Source organism: Anoxybacillus sp. CHMUD (assembly GCF_013096965.1).
Lineage (GTDB): Bacteria > Bacillota > Bacilli > Bacillales > Anoxybacillaceae > Anoxybacillus > Anoxybacillus kestanbolensis_A.
Genome location: NZ_SDLG01000002.1, coordinates 49,393 through 71,426 on the forward strand (window position 1 = coordinate 49,393; position 22,034 = coordinate 71,426).

The 22,034-nt window shown below is 44.5% G+C and carries 24 protein-coding genes and 1 other annotated feature; all 24 genes read left to right on the forward strand.

Annotation, left to right across the window (positions count from 1 at the left end):
- Nucleotides 1-43 precede the first annotated feature (43 nt).
- On the forward strand, nucleotides 44-1,108 hold the full coding sequence (gene spoVE, locus ETB99_RS01540) for a stage V sporulation protein E (protein WP_049754165.1): 1,065 nt from the start codon (nucleotides 44-46) through the stop codon (nucleotides 1,106-1,108).
- A gap of 55 nt (nucleotides 1,109-1,163) precedes the next feature.
- Entirely contained in the window at nucleotides 1,164-2,255 is a 1,092-nt protein-coding gene (gene murG / locus ETB99_RS01545) for an undecaprenyldiphospho-muramoylpentapeptide beta-N-acetylglucosaminyltransferase (RefSeq protein ID WP_077429492.1), read from the forward strand.
- Between the two features lie 40 nt (nucleotides 2,256-2,295).
- Nucleotides 2,296-3,204: a UDP-N-acetylmuramate dehydrogenase gene (gene murB / locus ETB99_RS01550; protein ID WP_064220849.1), complete on the forward strand. Its 909-nt coding sequence runs from the start codon at nucleotides 2,296-2,298 to the stop codon at nucleotides 3,202-3,204.
- 130 nt (nucleotides 3,205-3,334) lie between these two features.
- On the forward strand, nucleotides 3,335-4,123 hold the full coding sequence (locus ETB99_RS01555; RefSeq protein WP_171699754.1) for a cell division protein FtsQ/DivIB: 789 nt from the start codon (nucleotides 3,335-3,337) through the stop codon (nucleotides 4,121-4,123).
- Nucleotides 4,107-4,799 carry a DUF881 domain-containing protein gene (locus ETB99_RS01560; RefSeq protein ID WP_129000085.1) on the forward strand — a complete coding sequence of 231 codons (693 nt, stop codon included), beginning with the start codon at nucleotides 4,107-4,109 and terminating at the stop codon, nucleotides 4,797-4,799. Before ETB99_RS01555 ends, ETB99_RS01560 begins: the two co-directional genes overlap by 17 nt.
- A gap of 10 nt (nucleotides 4,800-4,809) precedes the next feature.
- The gene (locus ETB99_RS01565) at nucleotides 4,810-5,526 is read left to right on the forward strand and encodes a DUF881 domain-containing protein (RefSeq protein ID WP_171699756.1); all 717 of its coding nucleotides are present in this window, start codon (nucleotides 4,810-4,812) and stop codon (nucleotides 5,524-5,526) included.
- A 5-nt stretch (nucleotides 5,527-5,531) separates the two neighbouring features.
- The gene (locus ETB99_RS01570; protein ID WP_004891201.1) at nucleotides 5,532-5,891 is read left to right on the forward strand and encodes a small basic family protein; all 360 of its coding nucleotides are present in this window, start codon (nucleotides 5,532-5,534) and stop codon (nucleotides 5,889-5,891) included.
- Between the two features lie 80 nt (nucleotides 5,892-5,971).
- A complete protein-coding gene (ftsA, locus tag ETB99_RS01575; RefSeq protein WP_171699757.1) occupies nucleotides 5,972-7,252 on the forward strand; it encodes a cell division protein FtsA in 1,281 nt (426 codons plus the stop codon).
- Nucleotides 7,253-7,278: 26 nt separating this feature from the next.
- Nucleotides 7,279-8,397, forward strand: coding sequence for a cell division protein FtsZ (gene ftsZ / locus ETB99_RS01580; protein ID WP_077429487.1), 1,119 nt, complete (start codon nucleotides 7,279-7,281; stop codon nucleotides 8,395-8,397).
- A gap of 137 nt (nucleotides 8,398-8,534) precedes the next feature.
- Nucleotides 8,535-9,428, forward strand: a complete 894-nt coding sequence (gene spoIIGA / locus ETB99_RS01585) for a sigma-E processing peptidase SpoIIGA (RefSeq protein ID WP_171699758.1) — start codon at nucleotides 8,535-8,537, stop codon at nucleotides 9,426-9,428.
- 449 nt (nucleotides 9,429-9,877) lie between these two features.
- Nucleotides 9,878-10,597, forward strand: a complete 720-nt coding sequence (gene sigE / locus ETB99_RS01590; RefSeq protein WP_006321468.1) for an RNA polymerase sporulation sigma factor SigE — start codon at nucleotides 9,878-9,880, stop codon at nucleotides 10,595-10,597.
- A 65-nt stretch (nucleotides 10,598-10,662) separates the two neighbouring features.
- Nucleotides 10,663-11,442, forward strand: coding sequence for an RNA polymerase sporulation sigma factor SigG (gene sigG, locus ETB99_RS01595; RefSeq protein ID WP_077429485.1), 780 nt, complete (start codon nucleotides 10,663-10,665; stop codon nucleotides 11,440-11,442).
- 104 nt (nucleotides 11,443-11,546) lie between these two features.
- The gene (locus ETB99_RS01600; protein WP_032101528.1) at nucleotides 11,547-11,789 is read left to right on the forward strand and encodes a YlmC/YmxH family sporulation protein; all 243 of its coding nucleotides are present in this window, start codon (nucleotides 11,547-11,549) and stop codon (nucleotides 11,787-11,789) included.
- A 69-nt stretch (nucleotides 11,790-11,858) separates the two neighbouring features.
- A complete protein-coding gene (gene pgeF / locus ETB99_RS01605; protein ID WP_216366025.1) occupies nucleotides 11,859-12,665 on the forward strand; it encodes a peptidoglycan editing factor PgeF in 807 nt (268 codons plus the stop codon).
- Nucleotide 12,666: 1 nt separating this feature from the next.
- A complete protein-coding gene (locus ETB99_RS01610; RefSeq protein WP_171699760.1) occupies nucleotides 12,667-13,350 on the forward strand; it encodes a YggS family pyridoxal phosphate-dependent enzyme in 684 nt (227 codons plus the stop codon).
- Nucleotides 13,350-13,772, forward strand: coding sequence for a cell division protein SepF (locus ETB99_RS01615; protein WP_064220854.1), 423 nt, complete (start codon nucleotides 13,350-13,352; stop codon nucleotides 13,770-13,772). The genes ETB99_RS01610 and ETB99_RS01615 overlap by 1 nt, the downstream gene beginning before the upstream one ends.
- A gap of 2 nt (nucleotides 13,773-13,774) precedes the next feature.
- Nucleotides 13,775-14,047 carry a YggT family protein gene (locus tag ETB99_RS01620; protein WP_006321475.1) on the forward strand — a complete coding sequence of 91 codons (273 nt, stop codon included), beginning with the start codon at nucleotides 13,775-13,777 and terminating at the stop codon, nucleotides 14,045-14,047.
- On the forward strand, nucleotides 14,047-14,820 hold the full coding sequence (locus ETB99_RS01625; RefSeq protein ID WP_006321476.1) for a YlmH family RNA-binding protein: 774 nt from the start codon (nucleotides 14,047-14,049) through the stop codon (nucleotides 14,818-14,820). The genes ETB99_RS01620 and ETB99_RS01625 overlap by 1 nt, the downstream gene beginning before the upstream one ends.
- Before the next feature lie 63 nt (nucleotides 14,821-14,883).
- On the forward strand, nucleotides 14,884-15,387 hold the full coding sequence (locus ETB99_RS01630) for a DivIVA domain-containing protein (RefSeq protein ID WP_006321477.1): 504 nt from the start codon (nucleotides 14,884-14,886) through the stop codon (nucleotides 15,385-15,387).
- A 45-nt stretch (nucleotides 15,388-15,432) separates the two neighbouring features.
- Nucleotides 15,433-15,648: a binding site (T-box leader), on the forward strand.
- A gap of 44 nt (nucleotides 15,649-15,692) precedes the next feature.
- Complete coding sequence (ileS, locus tag ETB99_RS01635) at nucleotides 15,693-18,449, forward strand: isoleucine--tRNA ligase (RefSeq protein ID WP_171699761.1); 2,757 nt, start codon at nucleotides 15,693-15,695, stop codon at nucleotides 18,447-18,449.
- A gap of 75 nt (nucleotides 18,450-18,524) precedes the next feature.
- A complete protein-coding gene (gene lspA, locus ETB99_RS01640; protein ID WP_129000948.1) occupies nucleotides 18,525-19,013 on the forward strand; it encodes a signal peptidase II in 489 nt (162 codons plus the stop codon).
- On the forward strand, nucleotides 18,988-19,899 hold the full coding sequence (locus ETB99_RS01645; protein WP_077429480.1) for an RluA family pseudouridine synthase: 912 nt from the start codon (nucleotides 18,988-18,990) through the stop codon (nucleotides 19,897-19,899). Before lspA ends, ETB99_RS01645 begins: the two co-directional genes overlap by 26 nt.
- Before the next feature lie 154 nt (nucleotides 19,900-20,053).
- The gene (gene pyrR / locus ETB99_RS01650) at nucleotides 20,054-20,590 is read left to right on the forward strand and encodes a bifunctional pyr operon transcriptional regulator/uracil phosphoribosyltransferase PyrR (protein WP_171699762.1); all 537 of its coding nucleotides are present in this window, start codon (nucleotides 20,054-20,056) and stop codon (nucleotides 20,588-20,590) included.
- A gap of 118 nt (nucleotides 20,591-20,708) precedes the next feature.
- Nucleotides 20,709-22,001: a solute carrier family 23 protein gene (locus ETB99_RS01655; protein WP_171699763.1), complete on the forward strand. Its 1,293-nt coding sequence runs from the start codon at nucleotides 20,709-20,711 to the stop codon at nucleotides 21,999-22,001.
- The last annotated feature ends 33 nt before the right edge of the window (nucleotides 22,002-22,034 follow it).

Sequence of the window (22,034 nt, forward strand, 5' to 3'; positions counted from 1 at the left end):
TTCTGCATTGCATGGAAAAAAGTCTGCACCTGATTTTTTGTTAATGATCATCACGTTTTCGTTGTTGGCGATCGGGCTTGTTATGGTGTATAGCGCTAGCGCCATATGGGCGGATTACAAGTTTCATGATTCGTTTTTCTTTGCCAAACGCCAACTATTGTTCGCAGGGGTTGGCATCGTCGCAATGTTTTTTTTCATGAACATCGACTATTGGACGTGGCGGACGTGGGCGAAAGTGTTGCTTATCGTTTGTTTTATCCTTCTCATTCTCGTCTTAATTCCGGGCATCGGCATGGTGCGCAACGGCTCGCGTAGCTGGATTGGTGTTGGCGCGTTTTCCATTCAGCCATCTGAGTTTATGAAAATGGCGATGATCGCGTTTTTAGCGAAATATTTATCTGAAAACCAAAAAAAAATCGCGTCATTTAAACAAGGTTTACTTCCGTCTTTAACGCTCGTATTTATTGCGTTCGGAATGATTATGTTGCAGCCCGATTTAGGGACGGGAACGGTCATGGTCGGCACGTGTGTTGTTATGATTTTTGTCGCTGGTGCGCGTATGAGCCACTTTGTTCTTCTTGGCTTGCTTGGTTTGGCTGGTTTTGCTGGGCTTGTGTTATCCGCTCCGTATCGCATCAAGCGCATTACGTCATTTTTAAACCCGTGGGAAGATCCGTTAGGAAGCGGTTTTCAAATCATTCAATCGCTTTATGCGATCGGGCCGGGCGGGCTATTTGGGCTCGGGCTCGGACAAAGCCGCCAAAAGTTTTTTTACTTGCCTGAGCCACAAACGGACTTTATTTTTGCCATTTTAGCAGAAGAGCTTGGCTTTATTGGCGGCTCGCTCGTTTTGCTTCTTTTCAGTTTACTGCTTTGGCGTGGCATTCGTATCGCTTTAGGAGCACCGGATTTATACGGCAGTTTTTTAGCTGTCGGTATCATTGCGATGGTGGCCATCCAAGTGATGATCAATATCGGGGTCGTGACCGGACTTATGCCGGTAACGGGGATTACGTTGCCGTTTTTAAGTTATGGCGGCTCGTCATTGACGCTCATGCTTATGGCGATTGGCGTCTTACTAAACATTAGCCGTTATGCGCGATATTAAGGCTGACTTCCCGGAAGTCAGCTTCTTCTGTTACTTTCGATGAGGGGGAAAAACGATGAAAATTGTAGTAAGTGGTGGCGGAACAGGAGGTCATATTTATCCTGCGCTTGCATTTATTCATGAAGTAAAAAAACAACATAAAAATGTCGATGTATTATATATCGGGACAAAAAAAGGGTTAGAAAGCACGATCGTTCCAAGAGAAAACATCCCATTTCATGCGATCGACATTAGCGGATTGAAACGTAGCCTATCATTTGAAAACGTCAAAACGATCGTACGTTTTATAAAAAGTGTGCGCGCATGCAAAAAACTGTTGAAACAATACAAACCGGACGTTGTGCTCGGCACAGGGGGATACGTGTGCGCACCTGTCGTATATGCGGCAGCTAAACTAGGTATTCCAACGATCATTCATGAACAAAACAGCATTCCGGGGCTGACGAATACTTTTTTAAGCCGTTATGCCGATAAAGTCGCTATTTGCTTCGAAGAAACAAAACAATATTTCCCACAAGAAAAAGTGGTGTTAACAGGAAACCCGCGCGCTTCAGAAGTCGTAGGAAAAGACGGACGAGAAGCGAGACGGTCGCTCGGATTAGATGAGAAGAAAAAAACGGTGCTCATTGTCGGGGGGAGTCGCGGCGCACGCCCGATCAATGAGGCGTTTTTGCAAGTGCTACATGAAGTTGAACAAAAGCCGTATCAATGTTTATATGTTACAGGTGACGTTCATTATGATAAAGTAATAAAGGCGGTAAACGATGTCGGCAATCCTTCAAACGTCATCATCCGTCCGTTTATTCACAACATGCCGGAAGTATTGGCAGGGGTTGATGTCATCGTCGCTCGTGCAGGCGCAACGACACTCGCAGAAATTACAGCGCTCGGCATTCCAAGCATTTTAATTCCGAGCCCGTATGTGACAAATAATCACCAAGAAAAAAATGCGCGGGCGCTTGAAAAAAAGGGAGCAGCGATCGTTCGTTTAGAAAGCGAATTGACAGGCGGGCGCTTGCTTGATGATATCGACCGCATATTGTTAGACGAACAAACGTTGAAAAATATGAAAGAAGCAGCGTTTCAATTAGGCATTCGTGACGCGGCAGAGCGTTTATATCGCGTCATGGTGGAGATGATTTCATAAGTTGCATACGATATAGGAAAGAGGTAGAGGAGGTAGACCATTGGAAAAACTACGTGAAGAGCTCCTGCAAGCTAACGTGGGAACAGTAAAAGAAAACGAACGCATGGCTAGTCATACAACGATTAAAATCGGTGGGCCTGCTGATTTGTTTGTGGAACCGAAACATATAGATGGTTTAAAAAAGACGATAGAAATCGTACGAAAATATAATGTGCCTTGGCGTGCGATCGGTCGCGGCTCCAACTTACTTGTGCGAGACGGAGGCATTGAAGGGGTCGTCATTAAACTTGGCGAAGGATTAGATGATCTATACATTCATGATACAGAAGTGACAGTCGGCGGGGGATATTCGCTCATTAAACTAGCGACGGTCATTAGTAAGCAAGGATTGTCTGGGTTGGAGTTTGCAGGAGGCATTCCTGGCACAGTTGGCGGAGCGGTGTATATGAACGCTGGTGCTCACGGATCGGATATGTCGCGCATCGTAAAAAAAGCACAAATTTTATTTGAAGACGGAACGATTGAATGGTTAACGAATGAAGAGATGGAGTTTTCGTATCGCACATCCGTTTTACAAAAAAAGCGCAAAGGAATTTGCATTGCAGCAACGCTTGAAATGAAAAAAGGAAACCGTGATGAAATTGTCGCAGCGATGCAAAAAAATAAAGATTACCGCCGCGAGACGCAACCGTGGAACTACCCGTGTGCGGGAAGCATTTTCCGCAATCCGCTTCCGCAATACGCTGGGCAGTTAATTGAACAAGCAGGGTTAAAAGGATATACGATCGGCGGGGCGAAAATATCTGAACAGCATGCGAACTTTATTGTCAACGCAGGCGGGGCAACAGCAAACGACGTGCTCGAGCTCATCGATTATGTGAAAAAGACGATTCACGACTTATATGGCGTGTCGTTGCAAACAGAAGTTGAAATTGTTGGGCGGAAGTAATACATTTTCCCCATCCTAATTTTTCTATACTATGCTATAATAGAAATGGAGATGATGAACTAACGGTGGCTGACATGCGCCGTTAGTTTTCTTGTTATTTTGATTTGGTCCATCGACCGAGGTGGAGTGAATGGGAAAAGAAAAAGGAAAAGTTGTTGTTCTTGAAGAACGTGTACCAAAATTAAAGGAGCAGCGACGACAGCGTGCTAATCGCTTACTTGTTGCATATATCGCTTTATTTTTTATGCTTTTATTAGGCGTTGTTTATGCCCAGTCGCCACTTAGCAACGTCGCAGTCATCCACGTCGAAGGAAATCATCATATCGCTTCGCAACAGATCATCCAATTAAGCGGTATAACGAAACAAACGAGCTTTTGGAAAGTAAAAAAAGACGAGGTCGAACAGCGAGTGAAACAACATCCAGAAGTGAAAGACGTCAGTGTAAAAAAACGAATTCCGAATCGTATTGACATCGTGATCGTCGAGCGAAAGCGCATCGCTTACATTTTGGACAAGCATTCCTTTTTGCCGATTTTAGATAACGGAAAAGTGTTGACGCATGCGAAACAAGTGATTCCGAGTGATGCTCCGATTTTAGTCGGGTGGAAAGAAGGAGAGGCTATTCAAGACATGGCTGCCCAATTGGCGAATACGCCAAATTCGATTTTAAACCTTATCTCAGAAATTCATTATACCCCAAACGCATTGGATGCAAGGCATATTACTGTCTATATGAATGACGGCATCGAAGTGAGTGCTACAATCGATCGTTTTGCGAAAAAAATTGTGCATTATCCTTCGATTGTCAGTCAGTTACAGCCGGGGGTGAAAGGCGTCCTTCATTTAGAGATGAGCACATATTTCAAACCGTACAAAGCGGATGAAGGGGATGACAAAGACGATGAAAATGAACGGTAGCCACGTCATTTTGTCGTTCGTTTGTTTAGTTTTAGGATTTATGTTGGCTTTTTCTTATCAGATAACGAAAAAAGAGACGGCCAATCGCGAGCTAGAACGTCAATGGGATAAAGAGTACGAATATCGTCAACAGCTCATTGAACAACAAGAGCAAAACAAAAAGTTGCAAGCTGAATTGTTTAAAAAACAACAACGCGTACGCGAAATGGAAAAACAATTAGCAAGCGAAGAACAAATTTATTTTAACCTCGCTGAAGATGCAGAACGGTTGCGCATGTATCTTGGCAAAGTGAAAGTGAAAGGAAAAGGGGTCGAAGTGACGCTATCTGATGCTTCATACATTCCTTCAGAAGCGAACGCCACAAACTACATCGTCCATGAACAACATGTGTTTCAAGTTGTCAATGAACTATTGATTGCGGGGGCGTCTGCAATATCGATTAACGGACAGCGATTATCGCACCGATCGTATATTTTGTGCAATGGTCCGGTCATTGAAATCGACGGGACACAACATCCAGCCCCGTTCGTTATTCAAGCGATCGGCGACCCAAACGTACTTATTCCGGCGTTAACGATTGCTGGTGGGGTGAAAGATCAACTGACGAGCGACCGTATTATTGTTGACATTACGGAAAAATCGGAAATTACAATGGAACCGTTGATGCAAAAATAGAGGAGGAGCGATGTTGACGCAAAAAACGATATGGCATTTCACGCTTGTGTCGCTCATTATTGGCTTTATGTTAGCTGTCCAATTCCAGACGAACAACGAGCCAGATGTGCGCGATACACGTGACATATGGGAAATTAGACAAGATTTAAAAAAAGAACAAGAGCTACATAAACAACTATTAAACGAAATACGAAAATATGAAGAAACGTTAGAAAAATATGAACAGCAACGTTCAGAAAGCAAAGGAGCGATTCTTCGCCAAACGGTAGAAGAACTAAAAAAAGAAGCTGGGTTAACGGAAGTTGTCGGGGAAGGTGTCGTGCTTTATGTCGAACAAATGTATGATGAATCGTACGTTGGCCCGATTAGCGATACGGTGTCAGCAGAGTTGCTTCGCCGACTCATGAATGAATTAAACATGTATGGCGCCCAATATGTAGCGATTGCAGATCAGCGCGTCGTCAACACGACGGTCATTCGCGACATTAACGGTGTGACGAAAGTCGATTCGTATCCGCTTCGCTCTTCCCCATTTGAAATTAAAGTCATTGCAGCGGACGCCGAAAAAATGTACAACCGGTTAAAAGCTTCAACGATTGCCGATGACTTTGCCATTGAAAATTTACTTCTGACGATTTCAGAACCGCAACAACGTGTCGTCATTCCTCCGTACGATGGAGTAGTGCGTGTGAAACAAATGGAAGCAGTTGAAGAGGATAGGAGGTGAACGTGATGTGGCTTCCGTTGCTCGGCCTCGTCATTGGCATATTGCTCGGATTGTTGACAGATTGGCGCATTTCGAGCGAATATGCTAACTACTTATCGATCGCGGTGCTCGCAGCGTTTGATACGCTCATAGGTGGTATTCGCGCACATTTGCAAAATATTTACGATGAGCACGTGTTTGTATCTGGATTTTTTTTTAATATTATTTTAGCAACAAGTTTAGCTTTTCTCGGTGTGCATCTTGGTGTAGACTTGTATTTAGCAGCTGTATTTGCGTTCGGTGTGCGCCTGTTTCAAAACATCGCTGTCATCCGCCGAATTTTGCTAACGAAATGGTTAGAAAGCCGCCAAAAAAATCGTTTATAAAAAAGGGAATGCTGTTCGAATGTGGAATATAGTGTTGATATACATAGTAACGTTCATTTTGTAAAGGAGGTGCCACCAGAATGAACAGCAACGATTTTTATGTTAGTCTTGACATCGGTACATCGAGCGTGAAAGTGATCATTGGTGAAATGATGAACGATCAGCTAAGCATTATCGGTGTCGGCAATGTGAAATCGCAAGGGCTGAAAAAAGGCTCTATCATTGATATAGATGAAACAGTACAATCCATTAAACGAGCGGTTGACCAAGCGGAACGGATGGTCGGCGTAACGATTAAAGGCGCCATTGTCGGAGTAAACGGCAACCACATTCAACTTCAACCGTGCAATGGGATTGTCGCTGTATCAAGCGAAAATAAAGAAATTACAACTGAAGACGTCACACGCGTTATTGAAGCGGCACAAGTCGTCTCCATTCCACCAGAGCGCGAAATTATTGACGTCATTCCGAAACAGTTTATCGTTGACGGCCTTGATGGCATTAACGACCCGCGCGGTATGTTAGGTGTCCGATTGGAAATGGAAGGAACGATGATTACTGCATCGAAAACCGCTTTACATAACGTGCTTCGCTGTGTCGAACGAGCGGGGTTAGATGTGCTTGATGTGTGCCTTCAACCACTAGCGGCCGCCTCAATTGCATTATCGAAAGATGAAAAAAATTTAGGTGTGGCACTTATTGATATCGGTGGTGGTTCAACGACGGTCGCTGTGTTTGAACAAGGCTTTTTACAAGCAACGACCGTACTTCCGATCGGTGGTGAACATATTACAAAAGATTTATCGATCGGCATGCGTACGTCGACAGAAGATGCAGAGCGCATTAAACTTAAGCATGGACATGCTTTTTACGACCTCGCTTCTGACGAGGAAGTGTTTAGCGTTCCGATCATTGGCACCGACCAACAGCAACAGTTTAGTCAATTGGAAATTGCGGATATAATCGAAGCGCGTGTCGAAGAAATTTTACTCATGGCACAAACGGAAATTCGAAAACGCGGATTTCGCGATTTGCCTGGCGGATACGTGTTAACCGGTGGAACAGTCAATATGCCGGGTGTATTGGAACTTGCCGAAGCCATTTTTGAAAATACTGTACGCGTGGCGATGCCGGATTATATTGGCGTCCGCGATCCACGATATACAAACGGTGTTGGCTTAATTCAATTTGCTTATAAAAATGCGAAGCTACAAGGAAGACACGTTCCTGTTCTTACTTCGAGCGCGACAGACGATTTCCAATCGGAGAAAAAGGTGCATAAAGCGCCAGCAAAGCCAAAACAAAAAGAAGAACATTTAGGGCATAAAGTAAAGAAATTTTTCGGATACTTTTTTGAATGACAATTTGAATGGCTAGGAGGATTATCATGTTGGAGTTTGACACGACTGTTGATCAGTTAGCAACAATTAAAGTAATTGGTGTCGGCGGCGGCGGAAATAACGCTGTCAATCGCATGATTGAACATGGTGTACAAGGTGTTGAATTTATTGCGGTTAATACAGATGCTCAAGCGCTAAACTTATCCAAGGCGCCAACTAAACTACAAATTGGTGCAAAATTGACGCGCGGATTAGGTGCAGGAGCAAATCCAGAAGTAGGAAAAAAAGCGGCCGAAGAAAGTAAAGAACAAATTGAAGAAGCGCTCAAAGGTGCCGATATGGTATTCGTCACAGCCGGCATGGGTGGGGGCACAGGAACAGGAGCGGCGCCAGTTATTGCTCAAATTGCACGCGATTTAGGTGCGCTTACTGTCGGCGTCGTCACACGGCCGTTCACGTTTGAAGGAAGAAAGCGCGCGATGCAAGCGGCAAGCGGTATCGCAGCGATGAAAGAAGCCGTTGATACGCTCATCGTCATTCCGAACGACCGTCTATTAGAAATCGTTGATAAAAATACGCCGATGTTAGAAGCGTTCCGCGAAGCAGACAACGTGCTTCGTCAAGGGGTACAAGGCATCTCCGACTTAATTGCGGTGCCGGGATTAATTAACTTAGACTTTGCCGATGTGAAAACGATTATGTCGAACAAAGGTTCAGCCCTCATGGGAATCGGCGTAGCAACGGGGGAAAATCGCGCCGCGGAGGCAGCGAAAAAGGCGATCTCGAGCCCGCTATTAGAAACATCGATCGACGGTGCCCAAGGCGTATTAATGAACATTACAGGCGGTACGAACTTAAGCTTGTACGAAGTGCAAGAAGCAGCCGATATCGTCGCATCTGCTGCTGATCAAGACGTCAATATGATTTTCGGTTCGGTTATTAACGAAAACTTAAAAGACGAAATTGTCGTTACGGTTATCGCGACAGGATTTAACGAAGAAGTGAATCAAGCGAAAGCGACGCGACAAGCGGTTGTCAAACCGACAGTTGGCGTCAAGCGCGAGAAAAAAGAAGAGCCAGTCGACTACTCGCCAACACGCGGACAACAAGTCGAGGATCCACTCGACATCCCTGCCTTTTTACGCAATCGCAACCGTCGCCGTTAAAAAAACGCTCACTACGTGTGGGCGTTTTTTTATTTCCATCATCATATGACAAAATCTCTGAAGAAATGACGTCATCGTTTGACACACTTTTCTATTGGAAGTGCTATATACTAGTTTCAAGATGTTGTAAGGAGGGGATGCCGCTGATTTATGCCGATCTCGTATGGTTATTAAATTTTTGTTTTGATGCGATGTTGCTATGGCTTGCGGCAATTATGTTAAAGCGTCGCATTCGTTTATGGCGGCTTATGCTTGCAGCATTATTCGGTTCGTTGCTCGTCTTGCTTGTTTTCACTCCTTTTGCTTATATGACATCTCATTTCGTAACGAAACTTGTCATCTCTTTTTTCATCGTGTGGATTTGTTTTGGTTTCCATCGCTTTCGCTTTTTTGTGGAAAACGTGCTCGCTTTTTATTTCGCCACGTTTATGATGGGCGGAGGGATGGTGGCCTTTCACTTTTTGTTGCAAAGTGAAATCACGCCTTATTCATCGGGTTGGCTCACGCATTCAACTTCGATCAGCTGGTTGTTTATCGTCATCATGTTTCCAATTTTATGGATGTTATCAAAAGTGCAAATGGGAACGATTCGCGAAAAAAAATTGCGGTTTGAACACGTCATCGATGTGCGTGTCACATGTTTTGGACAAACGGTATGTTTAAAAGGATTAATTGACAGTGGAAACCAGTTGCGCGACCCATTCACAAACACACCGGTTATGATCGTCGAATTGCAACCGTTCGCACATATTTTCCCTCAAACTGTTTTACAAATGATTCAAAAACGTACGTACACAGATGACATCCCGAACGAATGGGTGAGCCGGATACGTTTCGTTCCATATCGCGCCGTTGGCGTCGAGCAACAGCTGTTAGTAGCGATGAAACCAGACGACGTACAATGGTTGGACGGAAAACAATGGATATCTGTCAAAAAAGTGCTTGTTGGCTTTTATCCGTCATCATTATCAGCAGACGGAGAGTATAACTGCATCGTTCATCCGCATATGGTTATGTCGCAAGCTTCGTAATTATTATTATCATACGGCCGTTCGTGCTGAAATAGAAGGAGGTTTTTTGTCAACTACCCCCACTTAGTTAACGCTTGAAGTGAGGGCTTGCAACTCCCCAGAAGTGCAAACGGACTTCTTCCTCCTTCCTTGACTTGGGGTTGCATCAGGGGCAGGTTGACGACTACCCAACGACGCAGGTCATGCCTGCATCGTTACCGATTCTCTCGGTGTGTCTGTTGGCAGTACTTGGCTTCCACACACAACAGACGGACCTACGCTCGATGTTTTACGGTTACAACGTTTCCTGTAACCAACTCCATACATCGAGTAGCAGTTATTGGAGTGCCTTTATTGAACGGTTTTCTCCACGCCTTTATTATATCATACACAAAAGAAAGGGGGAACGCGCATTCCTCTCCCACTTACTCCTTTGGTCGTTGAAGTGGGAGTCTCCTGCGCGAAATAGGATGAAGTTATTCAAATTACGCCTCACATATGTATGGTACAAACTATTAAAAAAATTAGGGCTTAAAGCGGACGAAATTTATTACATTGGTGGAAGCGAGGCATTGCCACCGCCGCTCACAAAAGAGGAAGAAGAAATGTTATTAAAAAAACTTCCTTCTGGGGATGAAACAGCGCGTTCGCTCCTTATTGAGCGAAATCTTCGCCTCGTCGTCTACATCGCCCGAAAATTTGAAAATACCGGCATTAACATTGAAGATTTAATTAGCATTGGTACGATCGGGTTAATTAAAGCAGTCAATACGTTTAACCCGGAGAAGAAAATTAAACTCGCTACATATGCATCGCGCTGCATTGAAAATGAAATTTTAATGTATTTACGGCGCAACAATAAAGTACGTTCAGAAGTATCGTTTGATGAACCGTTAAACATCGACTGGGACGGCAACGAACTGTTGTTGTCGGACGTATTAGGCACAGAAGATGACGTCATTACGAAAGATTTAGAAGCAAATATTGACCGAAACTTATTATTTCGTGCGCTCGATCAATTAAGCGATCGAGAGAAACAAATTATGGAACTTCGCTTCGGGCTAAGTGGTGGAGAAGAAAAAACACAAAAAGATGTCGCGGACTTGTTAGGCATTTCCCAATCGTACATTTCCCGTTTAGAAAAGCGAATTATTAAACGATTGCGAAAAGAGTTTAACAAAATGATGTAATGCATATTTTTCCCTTCGAAGGAGATACTGAAAGCTGACAGCATCTCCTGCAAGGAGGGAAAGACATGGCAAGAAACAAAGTTGAAATTTGCGGCGTTGATACATCGAAACTTCCCGTACTGAAAAACGAAGAAATGCGTGAACTATTCCGCCAAATGCAAGCCGGTGACATATCGGCACGCGAAAAATTAATCAACGGGAATTTACGGCTCGTATTAAGCGTCATTCAGCGATTTAACAATCGTGGTGAATATGTCGACGATTTGTTTCAAGTCGGCTGTATCGGACTTATGAAATCGATTGATAATTTTGATTTAAGTCAAAACGTGAAATTTTCAACGTATGCTGTACCGATGATTATTGGTGAAATCCGCCGATATTTACGTGACAATAACCCGATTCGCGTGTCCCGCTCGTTGCGCGATATTGCATACAAAGCGCTACAAGTGCGCGAAAAAATGATGAGTGAAACAGCAAAAGAACCGACAGCAGAAGAAATTGCAAAAATTTTAGACGTCCCACACGAAGAAATTGTGTTTGCATTGGATGCGATTCAAGATCCTGTTTCCTTATTTGAACCGATTTACAACGATGGTAGCGACCCAATTTATGTGATGGACCAGCTGAGTGATGAGAAAAACCGTGATATAAATTGGATTGAGGAAATCGCGCTGAAAGAAGGGCTACGTCGGCTAAATGAGCGCGAAAAAATGATTATTCGCAAACGATTTTTTCAAGGGAAGACACAAATGGAAGTGGCCGAAGAAATCGGGATTTCCCAAGCGCAAGTATCTCGTTTAGAAAAAGCGGCCATTAAACAAATGAATAAAAATATTCAATGGTAACATCCCCCACACAGCTGGGGGTTTTTCTATGCTTTCAACATGACTACAACCTTCGATTTACGCATACATATAGGAGATAGAAAGAAGAAAAGGAGCGGGGGAACATGGTGAAAATTTCTGAACTCCAACAAAAAGACGTCGTCAATGTCGCAAACGGCAAACGGCTTGGAAATATTGGAGATATTGATATTAATTTAACGACCGGTCAAATTGAAGCTATCATCATTATCGGTGCAGGGAAGGTGCTCGGTTTATTTGGACGAACGGATGAAATTATTATTCCGTGGCGCGATATTGTGAAAGTTGGTGCCGACGTCATTCTCGTTCGATTAGATGGCGATGAATAATTCACGTTTTCGGCAAGCTGTGATAAAATAGGAAAAAAAGTGATAAAATTGTACAGAGGATGTCGAACGATGAATGAAATATTTCGACAAGCGAGCGAGTCATTGCTTTTGTTTCATGGATGGGAACACGTCGTCGTGGCGTTTACGACAAAACGAGGCGGAGTGAGCATCGGACCGTTTGCGACGTTAAACGTTGGCATGCACGTCAACGATGAACGAGACGCGGTGTATGAAAATCGGAAAAAAGTAGCGGACCAACTGAACGTGTCGCTTGATCGCTGGGTATGTGCGGATCAAGTGCATGGCGTACATGTGCAAAAAGTGACGAAAGAACATGCGGGCAAAGGCGTGCGCACGTACGATACCGCTTTGCCGCATACAGACGGTCTGTATACAAGCGAACAAGATCTCATGTTGGCGCTTTGTTTTGCGGATTGTGTTCCGCTTTACTTTTTTGCGCCAAGTAAAAAGCTTATTGGGGTAGCACACGCTGGCTGGAAAGGAACGGTGCAAAACATCGCTGGACAAATGGTGAAACGGTGGGAAGAAGAAGGCGTCGCTCCCCAACATATTCATGTTGTGATCGGTCCGTCGATCGGCCGTTGTTGTTACGTCGTCGATGATCGCGTCATTGAATTCGTTCAAAAGGCGCTAGTCAACTCGCCACAATCTCTTTATAATGAAACAAGTAAGGGACAGTATGCGCTCGACTTAAAAGAAATGAATAAACAGCTTTTGCAGCAAGCAGGTGTTCCGAGCGAACGTATCGCTGTTTCATCGTATTGCACAAGCTGTGAGCAGTCATTATTTTTCTCTCACCGACGCGACGGTGGCAAAACAGGAAGAATGATGGCGCTTATTGGCTGGAGGGAATGATATGTCGGTCAAACAACGGTTACAAACAATTCAACAACATATTGCTAAAGCGTGTGAAAAAACAGGACGAAACGCATCAGACGTTAAAATTGTGGCAGTGACAAAATATGTCAGCATCGCGCGAGCAAAAGAGGCGATCGATGCGGGCATCGTTCATTTAGGCGAAAGTCGTACCGACGGTTTTTTACAAAAATACGAAACAATCGGAAAAGAAGCAACATGGCATTTTATCGGCACGTTGCAATCAAGAAAAGTGAAACAAATCATCGATTACGTTGACTACGTTCATTCGCTCGACCGTCTTTCATTAGCAGAAGAAATTAACAAACGGGCGAATCGAACGATCAAATGTTTCGTGCAAGTCAATGTTTCAGGGGAGCAATCGAAACACGGGCTAGCGCCAAAAGACGTATTGCCGTTTATTGAAACATTATCTGCTTTTTCACGTATTGAAGTTGTCGGATTAATGACGATGGCGCCATATACGGACGATGAGGCGACGATTCGTCGCTGTTTTCGGACGTTGCGCGAGTTGAAAGAACAAGTACAAGAAAAACAATTGCCGCACGCCCCTTGTACACAATTGTCCATGGGGATGTCAAACGACTACGTAATTGCAGTCGAAGAAGGAGCAACGTTTCTTCGCCTCGGTACATGTCTTGTCGGTGAAGAGGAGGTGGAATGATGGGATTTGTGAAAAAAATTCGCGATTTTTTCGATTTAGATGAAGAAAAATGGGAAGAAGATGAATACGAGGAAGAAGAAGTCGTTCAACAACCGAAAGCCGAACAAAAACAAAATGTTGTGAGTTTACAAAGTGTACAAAAATCGTCCAAGCTCGTCTTATTTGAGCCGCGCGCATATGCGGAAGTACAAGAAATTGCCGACCATTTAAAAAATCGGCGTGCTGTCGTCGTAAACGTTCATCGTGTTGACCGTGATCAAGCGCGGCGCATTGTCGACTTTTTAAGCGGAACGGTGTATGCGATTGGCGGAGACATTCAACAAGTCGGCTCTACCATTTTTTTATGCACGCCGGATAATGTAGATGTAAGTGGATCCATTTCGATCGTTTCTGACGATGAACCGACAATAAAGAGGTGGTAATTTTGTATCAAATAGCAAATTTTCTAGCAACCGTCATTGAAGTATATTCGTACGCGATTATTGTTTACATTTTAATGTCATGGTTTCCAAATGCGCGTGAAACAAAAATTGGTCAATTTCTCGCCAACATTTGTGAGCCGTATTTAGAGCCGTTTCGTCGCTTTATTCCACCGATTGGCATGATCGACATTTCTCCGATCGTCGCCTTGCTTGTGTTACGTTTTGCGACGGCGGGCGTTTACGGATTAGTCGACATGGTCATTCGAGGGTTGTAATGGATATTTATCAACATTTTCGCAAGGAAGAGCATCATTTTATTGATCTCGTTTGCGAATGGAAGCGGCTTGTCACGGAACAATATGCTCCGAAGCTCACAGATTTTTTAACTCCGCGCGAACAACAAATCGTCCGCTCGATTGTCGGCCATCACGATGAAGTGCACGTTGCCTTTTTTGGTGGCTCATCATCTGTTGAACGAAAGCGAGCACTGCTATATCCGACTTACATGCAACCGAATGAAGATGATTTTCAACTATCGTTGTTTTCCGTTCGCTATCCAAAAAAATTTGTTACACTCGGGCATCGTGACGTGCTCGGTGCCCTTTTGTCACTCGGTGTGAAGCGTGAAAAATTTGGCGATATCGTCATCGTTGATGATATCATTCAGTTTGTCGTCGCTAAAGAAATTGCACCGTTTGTGAAAATGAACGTCACAACGATTGGAAAAGCAAAAGTATCGTTAGAAGAACAACCGCTTTCGCAACTTCTCGCTGTGAAAGAAGAATGGGAAGAAGAAACATTTACCGTTTCTTCTTTGCGACTTGACGCCATTTTAGCGCAATGTTTTCGCATATCACGCCAAAAAGCACAAGCCTTCATTGCCCAAAACTTCGTGAAAGTGAATTGGAAAACGGTTGATCAAGCTCATATGGAGTGCCAAGAAGGTGATTTATTGTCGTTACGCGGGTATGGGCGCTGCCGACTGCAAGCGATTGTCGGTCAAACAAAAAAAGAAAAATGGCGCATCGTTGTCGAAAAAGCAAAATAAAAGAAGGATTTTCGCAAAACATGTCGAAACATACGGTACGTACATAAGATGGAGGTGGGCCGCATGCCGTTAACGCCGTTAGATATTCATAATAAAGAATTTAGCCGAGGCTTTCGCGGATATGATGAAGATGAAGTGAACGAGTTTTTAGATCAAGTCATTAAAGACTATGAAATGATTTTGCGTGAAAAAAAGCAGCTTGAGGAAAAAGTGCGAGAGCTGACGGAAAAACTCAACTATTTTACAAATATCGAAGAAACGTTAAATAAATCGATTTTAATTGCGCAAGAAACAGCCGAAGAAGTGAAGCGAAACGCGCAAAAAGAAGCGAAGCTTATCATTAAAGAGGCGGAGAAAAATGCGGATCGCATCATTAGTGAGGCGCTCGCAAAAACGCGAAAAATCGCGATGGAAGTGGAAGAACTAAAGCGTCAAGCGAAAGTGTTCCGCAATCGTTTTAAAATGTTAATTGAAGCGCAGCTCGATATGTTAAATAGCGGCGACTGGGATCATTTATTAGATTACAAACTTGATGATGAAGCGGTGCAAGAAATAACAGAGTCTTGACGATGGCTATTGTGATTGCCTATAATATCGAATACAGTTATACATGAGAAAACGATGAAGGGGACAGTAGTTCTTTCATCAGCTTATTACAGCGAGCCGAGGGCGGTGGAAGCTCGGCATAAGCGAAAGAATGAAAATCACCCCGGAGTTCCGTGCTGAACAAATAGTAGGCCACGGCGCGTCATTCCCGTTACGAATGTCAAGTGGGCTATGTTTACATAGTCAACAAGGGTGGTACCGCGAGACCTTCTCGTCCCTTTTGGGCATGAGAAGGTTTTTTATTTACATAAAAGGAGGTAAACAAAATGGATTACAAAGATACGTTACTCATGCCAAAAACCGATTTCCCGATGCGCGGAAATCTTCCACAACGTGAACCACAAATGCAAGCAAAATGGGATGAAATGGACATTTATCGAAAAGTGCAAGAGCGTACAAAAGATCGCCCGCTTTTCGTATTGCATGACGGACCGCCGTATGCGAACGGCGACATTCATATGGGACATGCCCTTAATAAAATTTTAAAAGACTTTATCGTTCGCTATAAGTCAATGAGCGGCTATTGTGCTCCGTACGTACCGGGCTGGGATACGCACGGCTTGCCAATTGAAACGGCGCTGACGAAAAATAAAGGCGTCAATCGGAAAGAAATGAGCGTTGCGGAATTCCGCAAGCTATGCGAACAATATGCATACGAGCAAATTGACCGCCAGCGCGAACAATTTAAACGCCTTGGTGTGCGCGGCGATTGGGACAATCCTTACATTACGTTAACGCCAGAATATGAAGCACAACAAATTAAAGTATTTGGTGAAATGGCGAAAAAAGGATTAATTTATAAAGGATTAAAACCTGTGTATTGGTCTCCATCAAGTGAATCGGCGCTTGCCGAAGCGGAAATCGAGTACAAAGACAAACGTTCCCCATCGATTTACGTCGCTTTTCCTGTCAAAGACGGAAAAGGGGTGCTTAATGGCGACGAAAAAATCGTCATTTGGACGACAACGCCATGGACGATTCCAGCGAACTTAGGTATCGCTGTTCATCCACAGTTGCAATATAGCGTCGTTGAGGCAGATGGTGGCAAATACGTCATTGCATCGGAGTTATTACAATCGGTACAAAAAGAAATCGGCTGGGAGCATGTGACTGTATTAAAAACAGTGAAAGGAAGCGAACTCGAATACGTCGTTGCGAAACATCCGTTTTACGACCGCGATTCGCTCGTCATTTGTGGCGAACACGTCACAACAGACGCCGGAACCGGTTGCGTTCATACGGCCCCAGGACACGGGGAAGACGACTTTATCGTCGGTCAAAAATACGGCCTCGGTGTTCTTTGCCCTGTCGATGAACGCGGCTATATGACGGAAGAAGCGCCAGGGTTTGCTGGCATGTTTTACGATGACGCGAACAAAGCGATTACAGAAAAGCTACAAGAAGTAGGTGCTTTATTAAAACTATCGTTTATTACGCACTCGTATCCGCACGATTGGCGGACGAAGCAACCGACAATTTTCCGTGCGACAGCTCAATGGTTTGCGTCCATCGACAAAATTCGTGATCAATTATTGAAAGCTGTCGAAGAAACGAAATGGGTGCCAGCATGGGGTGAAATTCGCATCCACAACATGATTCGCGATCGTGGCGACTGGTGCATTTCGCGCCAACGTGCGTGGGGCGTACCGATTCCAGTCTTTTATGCGGAAAACGGTGAACCGATTATTACAGACGAAACGATTGAACACGTATCGAACTTGTTCCGCCAATACGGTTCAAACGTTTGGTTTGAGCGCGAAGCGAAAGATTTGCTCCCAGAAGGGTTTACGCATCCAGGCAGCCCGAACGGACGGTTTACGAAAGAAACGGACATTATGGACGTTTGGTTCGACTCTGGTTCTTCTCATCAAGCGGTATTAGAAGAACGGGACGATTTACAACGTCCAGCAGATCTTTATTTAGAAGGGTCCGACCAATATCGCGGCTGGTTTAACTCATCGCTCTCCACCGCGGTTGCAGTTACCGGAAAAGCGCCGTATAAAGGCGTATTAAGCCATGGCTTCGTACTAGATGGCGAAGGACGAAAAATGAGCAAATCGCTCGGCAACGTCGTCGTACCAGCAAAAGTCATGGAACAGCTTGGTGCCGACATTTTGCGTCTTTGGGTTGCTTCTGTCGACTATCAAGCGGACGTGCGCATTTCTGACAACATTTTAAAACAAGTCGCAGAAGTATATCGTAAAATTCGCAACACGTTCCGTTTCATGCTCGGGAACTTATTCGATTTCAATCCTGCAGAACATACGGTAGCGATCGAGCAGTTGCGCGAAGTGGACCGTTACATGCTCATTAAATTAAATCGTCTCATCGAAAAAGTAAAACAAGCGTATGAAACGTATGAATTTGCGACGATTTACCATGAAATAAACAACTTCTGCACCGTCGATTTAAGCGCTTTTTACTTCGATTTTTCAAAAGACGTGTTGTACATCGAAGCAGCCAATAATCATGAACGTCGTTCAATTCAAACGGTGTTGTATGAAACGCTTGTAGCGTTAACGAAACTTGTTGCGCCAATTTTACCGCATACGGCAGATGAAGTGTGGTCGTACATTCCACACGTGAAAGAAGAAAGCGTACAGCTTGTCGATATGCCAGAATCCGTGCATATTGATGATGTCGATCGCATCGTTAAAAAATGGGATGCGTTTATGGAATTGCGCGACGAAGTATTAAAAGCGCTAGAAGTGGCGCGCAATGAAAAACTAATCGGCAAGTCGCTAACGGCGCACGTCATTTTATATCCGACGGACGACACGAAAGCGCTCATCGACTCCATTAAAGAAGATATGAAACAATTGTTAATCGTTTCTGCGTTTTCGATTGGTGGCTCATTTACAGAAGCACCGAGCGAGGCGCAAACATTTACAAAAACAGCGATTGTCGTCAAACAAGCGGAAGGAAAAACGTGCGCACGTTGCTGGGTCGTTACTCCGACAGTCGGCGAAGATGCAGACCACCCAGAGCTATGTCCACGTTGTGCGACAATTGTCAAGCAATAACACTAATCCCCCCTCGTTTTCAAGGGGGGATTGTTTGTGATACAATGAAAAAGAATTTCGTCTTGGAGGGGTATGATGGTATATTATTTGCTTGCTTTTGTCGTCATTTTGCTTGATCAATGGACGAAGTGGCTTGTCGTTCGCTATATGGAATTAGGGGAAAGCATTCCAATTATTGAAAACGTATTATACATAACGTCGCATCGTAATCGCGGCGCGGCATGGGGCATGTTGCAGGGGCAATTTTGGTTGTTTTATATCGTTACGGTTGTCGTTGTCGTCGGCATCGTCATATACATTCAACGGTTGCAACCGACGCAACGGCTGTTTGGCATCGCGCTTGGACTGATGCTTGGTGGCGCGCTCGGGAACTTTATTGATCGCGTCTTTCGAAAAGAAGTTGTCGATTTTGTGCATACGTACATTTTCAATTATAGCTTCCCGATTTTTAACGTCGCCGATGCAGCATTGACAATCGGTGTTGCGCTCATGTTTATTTATACATGGACCGAAGAAAAACAACGAAAGGGAATGAGCGATGGAGCAAATTCAACTCACGATTGAAGAACAACACGATGGAGAGCGCATTGATAAAGTCATTGCTGAACTAAATGAACAATGGTCGCGTTCTCAAGTACAACAATGGTTAAAAGAAGGGCATGTGCTCGTGAACGGTAAAGCGGTGAAACCGAACTACAAATGCCATGTCGATGATGAAGTGGTCATTTCCATTCCGAGTCCGGAGCCGTTAGATGTCGCACCGGAGCCAATTCCGCTTGATATTTATTACGAAGATGCGGACGTGCTCGTTGTCAATAAGCCGCGCGGCATGGTCGTTCATCCAGCGCCAGGGCATATGCACGGGACGCTTGTTAACGCGTTACTTGCACATTGTCAAGACCTTTCCGGCATTAACGGTGTGCTTCGACCGGGCATCGTTCATCGCATCGATAAAGATACGTCCGGTTTATTAATGATTGCCAAAAACGATTTGGCGCATGAGTCGCTTGTTAATCAACTTGTAAACAAAACGGTGACGCGCAAATATGTCGCGATCGTTCACGGTGTCATTCCGCACGATTATGGGACGATTGATGCCCCAATCGGGCGCGACCCACGCGATCGTCAAAGCATGGCCGTTGTGGAAAACGGAAAAGAAGCGGTGACACATTTTCGCGTCCTCGAACGATTTGAACATTATACGTTCGTTGAATGTCAGCTTGAAACAGGGCGGACGCATCAAATTCGTGTGCATATGAAATACATTGGCTATCCGCTTGCCGGAGATCCAAAATACGGTCCACGCAAAACGTTGCCGATTGACGGACAGGCGCTTCACGCTGGGGTATTAGGATTTCAACATCCGCGCACGGGCGAATATTTTCAGTTTGAAGCCCCGATTCCTCACGAATTTGAGCGATTGCTCGACATGTTGCGAAATAATCGTTGACAAACGAAAAAAAGAAACGTACAATGAGTTCAAGTAAACAAAGACCTTTAAGTTCAGTCCCGTGAGGCTGAGAAGGTGTCGGATTTAGGTGACGTGTGCCTACATATACCCTCTCGCCAAACGGTGAGAGGGTTTTTTGTATGGAGGTGGAACGATGCAAAAGGCAATTGTATTAGACGAACAAGCGATTCGACGCGCGTTGACGCGTATTGCTCACGAAATTATTGAGCGCAATAAAGGGATTGACGATTGCGTCCTCATCGGTATTAAAACGCGCGGCATTTACTTAGCAAAGCGATTAGCTGAACGCATTGAACAAATTGAAGGAACGTCTATTCCTGTTGGCGAGTTAGATATTACATTATACCGTGATGATTTAACAGTAAAAACAGACGATCGTGAACCGCTTGTGAAAGGAACGGACGTCCCGTTTTCCGTTACAAATCGAAAAGTCGTTTTAGTTGATGATGTATTATTTACAGGCCGAACGGTGCGCGCCGCCATGGATGCCGTTATGGATCTCGGTCGTCCGGCGCAAATTCAATTAGCTGTTCTCGTTGACCGCGGTCATCGCGAATTGCCGATTCGTGCCGATTTCGTCGGTAAAAACATCCCGACATCAAGCACAGAAAGAATTGTCGTCGAATTAAAAGAAGTGGACGACATTGATCAAGTGAGCATACATGAATAAAGCACCCTTTTTAAAGGCAGTCCAGCGAGGCTGACAAAGGGGATTCGTTTCCTATACCCTCTTTGTGCCTTCGTACGGACAAAGAGGGTTTTTTAATAAAAAGAAAAGGAGAGAGAAGATGAACAAACCAGTATTAGACGTGAAAGATGTTCCTTCTTCCGGACAGCTTGTTACACTTAGTTTACAACATTTATTTGCGATGTTTGGTGCCACCATTTTAGTGCCATATTTGGTCGGGTTAAGTCCAGCGATGGCGCTCATTTCAAGCGGACTCGGTACAATCGCCTTTTTAATCGTGACAAAATGGCAAGTACCTGCTTACCTCGGCTCATCGTTCGCGTTTATTACGCCAATTATTGCAGCGAAAGCAGCTGGCGGTCCGGGTGCGGCGATGATCGGAAGTTTTTTAGCCGGTCTCGTATATGGCATCGTCGCTTTAGCGATTAAAAAAGCAGGTTATCGTTGGATTATGAATTTACTTCCACCGATCGTCGTCGGTCCGGTCATTATCGTCATCGGCTTAGGATTAGCAAACGTTGCCGTCAGCATGGCGATGAACGGCCCAGATGGAAAGTATAGCTTGACGCACTTTTCTGTTGCGGTCGTGACGCTTGCTGCGACGATTATGTTTTCGATTTTATCAAGAGGAATGTTTAGCTTAGTACCTGTTTTGATGGGCATTATCGTCGGCTACGTGTACGCGTTAGCTGTCGGCGTCGTCGATTTATCAGGGGTAGCAAAAGCAAAATGGCTTGAGATGCCTGATTTCTTGTTGCCGTTCGTTCATTACGATGTCCGCGTGACGCTCGATATTGTGCTTTTGATGGTGCCTGTAGCCATTGTGACATTATCTGAACATATCGGTCATCAGCTCGTATTAAGCAAAGTCGTTGGGCGCGATTACATTAAAGAACCAGGTTTACATCGCTCGATTTTCGGTGATGGATTAGCGACGATGATTTCAGCCCTCATCGGCGGTCCGCCGAAGACGACATACGGAGAAAATATCGGTGTATTAGCAATTACGCGCGTATATAGCGTATATGTGTTAGCTGGTGCGGCTGTGCTCGCGATCGCATTCGGATTTTTAGGAAAAGTGACGGCGCTTATTAGCTCGATTCCGACGCCGGTCATGGGTGGCGTATCGATCTTACTGTTCGGAATTATCGCTTCTTCAGGTTTGCGCATGCTTGTCGATAGTAAAATCGACTTTGGTGACAAACGAAACTTAGTCATCTCATCAGTTATTCTCGTCATCGGCATCGGGGATGCGGTTGTGAAAGTATCAGAACAATTTGAAGTGCACGGTATGGCGCTTGCGGCAATCACAGGTATCGTATTAAACCTCATTTTGCCTGGTCGCCCGAAAGTGTCGGATAGCGTATTTGAACAAAAACATGATGTCGCATAACACACCTTTTAAAAGAAGTCCAGCGAGGCTTAC